This is a genomic window from Bacillota bacterium (genome assembly GCA_012837335.1).
Classification (GTDB): Bacteria; Bacillota; Limnochordia; order Darwinibacteriales; family DTU012; genus DTU012.
In genome coordinates, this window is the sequence record DURM01000009.1 from 88,998 (window position 1) to 95,388 (window position 6,391).

At 44.6% G+C, this 6,391-nt stretch carries 5 protein-coding genes; all 5 read left to right on the forward strand.

Annotated features, from left to right (window positions below; all coding sequences use genetic code 11):
• Positions 1-40 precede the first annotated feature (40 nt).
• Complete coding sequence (locus GX019_01570) at positions 41-895, forward strand: DegV family protein (GenBank protein HHT35843.1); 855 nt, start codon at positions 41-43, stop codon at positions 893-895.
• 47 nt (positions 896-942) lie between these two features.
• Positions 943-1,782 (forward strand): glycosyltransferase family 8 protein, encoded by an 840-nt coding sequence (locus GX019_01575; GenBank protein ID HHT35844.1) that lies wholly within the window; start codon positions 943-945, stop codon positions 1,780-1,782.
• Between the two features lie 97 nt (positions 1,783-1,879).
• Positions 1,880-3,319 (forward strand): serine hydrolase, encoded by a 1,440-nt coding sequence (locus tag GX019_01580; GenBank protein HHT35845.1) that lies wholly within the window; start codon positions 1,880-1,882, stop codon positions 3,317-3,319.
• Positions 3,320-3,338: 19 nt separating this feature from the next.
• Positions 3,339-4,670 carry a family 43 glycosylhydrolase gene (locus tag GX019_01585; protein HHT35846.1) on the forward strand — a complete coding sequence of 444 codons (1,332 nt, stop codon included), beginning with the start codon at positions 3,339-3,341 and terminating at the stop codon, positions 4,668-4,670.
• 189 nt (positions 4,671-4,859) lie between these two features.
• Positions 4,860-6,368, forward strand: coding sequence for a sugar ABC transporter ATP-binding protein (locus GX019_01590; protein ID HHT35847.1), 1,509 nt, complete (start codon positions 4,860-4,862; stop codon positions 6,366-6,368).
• Positions 6,369-6,391 lie beyond the last annotated feature (23 nt).

Here is a 6,391-nt window from a genome sequence, read left to right on the forward strand (position 1 = left end):
GTATTAAAAGACTATGCAAAGTAAAAGAGGTGTACAGTACATGATAAAAATTACAGCAGACAGCACCTGTGATTTATCAGCGGAGATATTGGAAAGATTCGGTATTGAAATAGTGCCGCTGCATGTCGTTGTCGATACTGAGGATTATCGTGATGGAGTTGATATCACACCCATAGGTATTGTCAACCGGGTAGAGAATGAAGGACAGATATGCAAAACGGCGGCGGTAAACGCTTTTGAATACCAGGAATTCTTTTCCAAGCTGGCATCTAAGTATGATGCTGTGATCCACATTAATCTCGGTTCGCAGTTTTCATCCTGCTATCAAAATGCAAATATAGCCGCTCAGGAGTTCGATAATGTTTATGTCATTGACTCCCAAAACTTATCTACAGGCCATGGTCATGTAGTTTACGAAGCGGCTCTGATGGCAGAGCAAGGGCTGTCTGCTCCAGAAATCTGCAGCAAGTTGGAAGAACTGATACCTAGAGTAGACGCGAGTTTTGTAATCAGCAAGTTGGACTATCTCTATAAGGGCGGCCGCTGCTCCGGGTTAGAAGCATTTGGAGCTAGACTTTTGAAGATTAAGCCATGCATCGAAGTTGTTGATGGAGAAATGGTAGTGGGCAAGAAATACCGCGGCAGTTTTGAGCGCAGCCTCGAGCTATATGTAAAGGACCGCTTGGCAGACAAGGATGAAATTGATTACTCGAGAGTTTTCATCACTCACTGTCTGTGCTCTGAGCAGATTATCCAGAAAGTAAAAGATACCGTGAAAACGTATGCAGACTTTGAAGAAATAATAGTCACTGAAGCAGGCAGTACGATTACATGCCACTGCGGACCGGATACACTGGGAATTCTGTATTTGCGTAAAGGCAGAAAGCAGCTGTAGGGTGTAATGTGTCGCAACAGAAAGGAATGTGATCTCCGGTGACACAATTGAATATTCTCGTTACCATCGACGCCAATTATATTAAGCCTTTAAAGGTAATGCTTAAATCTTTATTTGTCAGCAATCCGGATGAGAATTTTCGGATATTTTTAATGCATTCCCGCTTAAATCCTGTCGAGGTAAGTGAGATTGAGGTGTATGTTGACCGCTGCGGTCACAGTCTTTCGGAGGTTAAAATCAGCGATGAATGCTTCAATAAAGCTCCCACCGTGAAGCATTACACTAAAGAGATGTATTATCGACTGCTGGCGTATCGCTATCTTCCTTCAGAACTTAACAGAGTTTTATACCTAGATCCAGATATCCTTGTGATCAATCCCATTTGTGAACTTTATCATACTAATTTATCAGGCTGGATGTACGCCGCTGCCTACCATGACATACTGCTTGCGAAAGAAATAAACAAGCTGAGATTCTGGGAGTATGATATCGAAGCATATTTCAATTCCGGTGTTCTGCTGATGAATCTTGATTTACTGCGGGAAAAGGTTAATGAACAGGAAATTTACGATTTTGTCAGAAAGCACAAAAACACCCTAATTCTTCCCGACCAAGATATCCTTAATTCCCTCTATTCTCAGGAGATCAAGAAACTAGATGAGTTTTTATATAATTATGATGTTCGCTATTATCGCTATCGACGCATTATCTCAAAACGGCGCATTGACATGGATTACATTATCAACAATACAGTTATCCTGCATTTCTGCGGTAAGCGCAAACCGTGGCATGATAATTACAGCGGCGCATTTCATTCATTATATAAGCATTATGAGAAGCTGGCTTTCACCGGCAGAGATAGAGATGAACGGCAACCTCCAGAATGACAGCTGGAGGTTGTTTTTTTAGCTGTGCAGGTAAAGGAGATGCGGGAAATACCCTGAATATATTAAGCAGGCAAATGGATGTGAAGGAGGAACTAGTATGGACCAATTCTTTGTGGAAGCGGCTCCGGAGGTTGTAGGAATTCCATCGCAGGGCATTATCAATTTTATGAATCAGTTAGCAGAGAAGCAGATCGCGATGCACAGCATCATCATTGTGCGGCACGGCAAAATTGTAACAGAAACTTACTATTCCCCTTATCAACGGGACACTCTGCATCGGATGTTCTCAGTAACCAAGAGCTTTACAGCTCTAGCTATCGGTTTGCTGGAAAGCGAAGGCAAGCTTACTTTGGATGATCGAATTATTGACCATTTTCCGGAAAAACTTCCGGACCAGATTCACCCCTATATTGCAGAAATCACAATCCGGGATATGCTGAAAATGGCTACAGCCCACGCCCGCACTGCCTTCAAAAACAGCTCTGATCCTGACTGGGTTAAGGCTTTTTTTCTAGTTGAACCCAGCCATCTGCCTGGTGCGGTTTTTTCCTATGATACTTCATCAAGCCATACCTTGGCAGCTCTGGTCGAAAAGCTGTCGGGCATGCCAATGTTAGATTATTTGCGGGTTAAGTTCCTCGATGAAATAGGTTTTTCAAAAGACGCTTACATTGTACCTGATCCCATGGGGATTGCCCAAGGCGGCTCCGGCTTGATGGCTCGTCCCATTGACTTAGCAAAAGTGGCTTGGATAGTGCTGCGGGAGGGAGAGTATCGAGGTAAGCAGTATCTGCCGCGGGAGTTTATTAAAGATGCCACAAGCAGACAAATCGACACTTCAGTCCGTGGCGGTAATCTGGACGAAAGGCAGGGGTACGGATATCAATTCTGGCGGACTCGCAATAACGGCTATGCGATGTTTGGCATGGGTGGACAGCTTGCAGTCTGTTTTCCTGAACATGATCTGCTTCTAGTCACTACTGCTGACACTCAGGAGCATCCTACCGGTGTACCCGCTATCTATGATGCGTTTTTTAATCATGTTTTAAATAATCTATCGGATCAACCGCTGCCTCCCAACCTAGATGCGCATGCCAAACTCCAGGCACTAATTAACAGCAATCAGATTCAACCTTTGACTGGTATCGAAGGTGCATCTGTTCCAGATGGGGTTAATTTTAGGAATTATCTTTTTGAAGAGAATCCACTAGGCTTAAGACAGCTGCGTTTGGAAATCAATGGGGAGCTGGGCAAATTGAATTTTACAAACCGCAGTGGCAATCAAGAACTTGCCTTCGGGCTAGAAAGACTGGTGGAGAGTTCTTTTCCTCACTACCAGTATCGCTGCGCCACTTCCGCTGCTTGGATTGCTTCCGATACCTTGATAATTAAAAGCCATGTTATTGATGAAGAAATCGGCATGATTACGATTCAGCTGGTATTCCGCGGTGATACTGTTACCGTGTTAATGAAGAAAGTGATCGGAACTGCTTTTAACGAGTTTGCAGGATTTGTCAGCGGTAGAGCTGAGGCTTAAATCCAAAAGGAGGAGACAGATGGCCGTATTTGAAAACTGCAGTATAATCTTTCCAGGTAAACCGCCAAAACCGGCTCCAAAGCCAAAAATAGCAAAAGGCGAGCGTAGGCGCAGTACCGATAAATATAGTCTCTGGGGCTCCCACGATCCGGCAATATTTCGGGATCCGGAGTCAGGAGTATATTACACCTACTGCACCGGTGCCATTGCCAGAAGATCCCAAGATTTAATTACCTGGGAAAATATCGGTAGAGTAGTGGAAAATCCTCCGCCCGAAGCGGTTGAATGGGTAGGCGGCAATGCGATCTGGGCCCCCGATATAATTAAGGTGGATAGTGAGTATCGGCTGTACTGTTCAAATTCAACCTGGGGTGTGCGCCAGTCCAATATCTTTCTAGCAGTGGCTGATAATCCCGAAGGACCATTTGTTCCTAGAGGAATAGTGCTCAAAACCAATGATCAACTGACTGTCAACGCTATTGATGCAAATCCTGTGGTTGACCATGAAACGGGAGAGCATTATATGGCGTACGGTTCATTCTGGGGCGGCTGCCACATTATTAAGCTGGATCCGGAGACAGGTTTGGCAGCTGAGCAGGGAATCGGAAAGTGCATTGCTAGAAGACCGGAATGGACCGACTGCGCAATTGAAGGACCATACATAATTTATAATCCTGACACAGAGTATTACTATCTCTTTGTCTCCTATGGTTCACTTGCCAGCGATTATAATATCCGGGTTGGCAGAAGTAAATCCATAACTGGTCCTTACCTGGATCATAATGGGCGAGACTTAACCGATCTAGACGATGATACTAATGCAGTTGGTTGCATGATAGCGGCTGGGTATCGTTTCAACAGCGGTCCGGGGTGGATGGCTCCCGGACACAATTCTGTTTTGCGTGACGCCGACGGCAGGTGGTACTTAGTCTGCCACGTAAGAGAACATGATTTTACCGAACGGCAGATTTCTACAATGCATATTTACCAGATGTATTGGCTCAATGGCTGGCCTGTCATTAACCCGCAGTGCTACGCGGGAGAGCGAATCCAGTCGGTTGACAAAAAATGGATTGTCGGAGATTATGAGCGGATTAAATTGAGGCCTCAAGTACCGCAAGGTGTGATCACATCGGTCCCCATGACTCTTTCGGAAAATGGAGAGTTTCGCTGCTGTTCTTTAAAGGGTAAATGGAATCAGATTGATGAGTACATGATTAAAATATCTTATGGAAGCTTCGAAGAAATCTTAATGGTAACTCCGGCTTGGGATTGGCAGGAAAATGAACCAACTCTTTGTTTAACAGGGATGGACCAGTTTGGTACTGCAGTGTGGGGAAAAAAAGTTTGATCGTGGTGTGATGGATCATGCAGAATATGCATGATCCTTTTTTTGTGGCAATATAATTAACCTAACTATAACTAACATAAAATTAAATTAATAAATTTGCCAAAGCTAGGAGGTTTTTTCAAATTCCAATTGAATTAATTACCATACAAATGACTTAATTTGGAGTTTAGTGATAGGAGGGGGGTACGTATGAGTGACACCCTGGTGTTGATGGAAGGAATAGACAAGGCATTTCCCGGTGTCCAGGCTTTAAATCAGTGCAAGTTTGAGCTGAAAGCCGGTGAAGTCCACGCTTTAGTCGGTGAAAACGGAGCGGGTAAGTCGACTCTGGTTAAGGTTTTAACTGGAGTGGTCCGACCGGACGCGGGGCGGATTTTTTGCAAAGGTCGAGAAGTGCACATACCTAACCCTCGTGCAGCGCAGGAACTAGGTATCAGCATCATTTTCCAGGAGTTCAATCTAATGCCGCACCTTACAATTGCGGAGAATGTATTTATCGGCCGAGAGCCGCGGGCTCGCATTCCCGGATTTTTAGATGATGCCGAGATTAATAGAAAGACCAGAGAACTGCTGGAGATGATCAACCTCGATTTAGATCCGCGTACCAGAGTTTCTGAATTAACTGTTGCCATGCAGCAGATGGTGGAGATTATCAAAGCGCTGTCATTTAATTCCGAAGTGCTGATTATGGATGAGCCGACAGCCGCACTAACCGACAATGAAATTGATGATTTGTTCCGCATCATCAGAAAGCTGCGTGATCAAGGTGTTGGTATTATCTATATCTCCCACCGTCTCGAAGAATTGAAACAGATTTCAGATCGAGTTACCGTCATGCGGGATGGCTGTTACATTGACACCGTTTCCACGGCAGACACTGAAATCAGTCAGATTATCAAGATGATGGTGGGAAGAGAAGTATATCACACTGCAGCAGAAATCTCTGATGACGACTCCAATGAGATTCTGCTCGAAGTTAGAAATCTGAAAAGCAGGCGGGTTCACGATGTCAGCTTCAGTGTTAAAAAAGGAGAGATTCTCGGGTTTGCAGGTTTGGTCGGGGCGGGTCGGACCGAGGTTGCACGCTTAATATTTGGCGCCGACTCTCTTGAATCAGGCGAAATTTTGGTCCACGGCAAGGCAGTAAGGATCCGCAGTCCTCAGGACGCGGTAGCGAACGGAATTGGATATTTATCAGAGGACCGTAAGCAATACGGTTTGGTATTGGGTTTGGATGTAGCTAATAATGTGGTAATGGCAGATTTCCCAAAATATCTGAGTTTTCCTGGATGGGTAAAGACTGACAAAATTGCCGAAACTGCAGAAAGCATTGTGGATCAGCTGCAGATTAAAACACCGAGCATAAAGCAGAAGGTAAAAAATCTCTCTGGCGGTAACCAGCAGAAAGTGGTTATCGGCAAATGGCTTGTGAAGAATTGTGACATTCTGATCTTTGATGAACCAACACGAGGTATTGATGTTGGAGCCAAAAGTGAGATTTACAAGCTGTTAAATGATTTGGCTGCTGAAGGAAAAGCAATAATCATGATCTCCTCCGAGCTTCCGGAAATTCTCCGCATGAGTCACAGAATTGTTGTCATGTGTGAAGGCCGGATTACCGGAGAACTGCTCCAGAGCGAAGCAACTCAGGAGCGAATCATGGAGTTTGCTACAAGCAGAATGAAATTATCAGGATGATCAAGGCATATGGGGGTTGGTTA

What these genes read in the sequence shown, in the direction of transcription:
- GX019_01590 (HHT35847.1), top strand. Translation starts at nt 4,860, where the DNA reads ATGAGTGACACCCTGGTGTTGATGGAAGGAATAGACAAGGCATTTCCC.
- GX019_01580 (HHT35845.1), top strand. Translation starts at nt 1,880, where the DNA reads ATGGACCAATTCTTTGTGGAAGCGGCTCCGGAGGTTGTAGGAATTCCA.
- GX019_01585 (HHT35846.1), top strand. Translation starts at nt 3,339, where the DNA reads ATGGCCGTATTTGAAAACTGCAGTATAATCTTTCCAGGTAAACCGCCA.
- GX019_01570 (HHT35843.1), top strand. Translation starts at nt 41, where the DNA reads ATGATAAAAATTACAGCAGACAGCACCTGTGATTTATCAGCGGAGATA.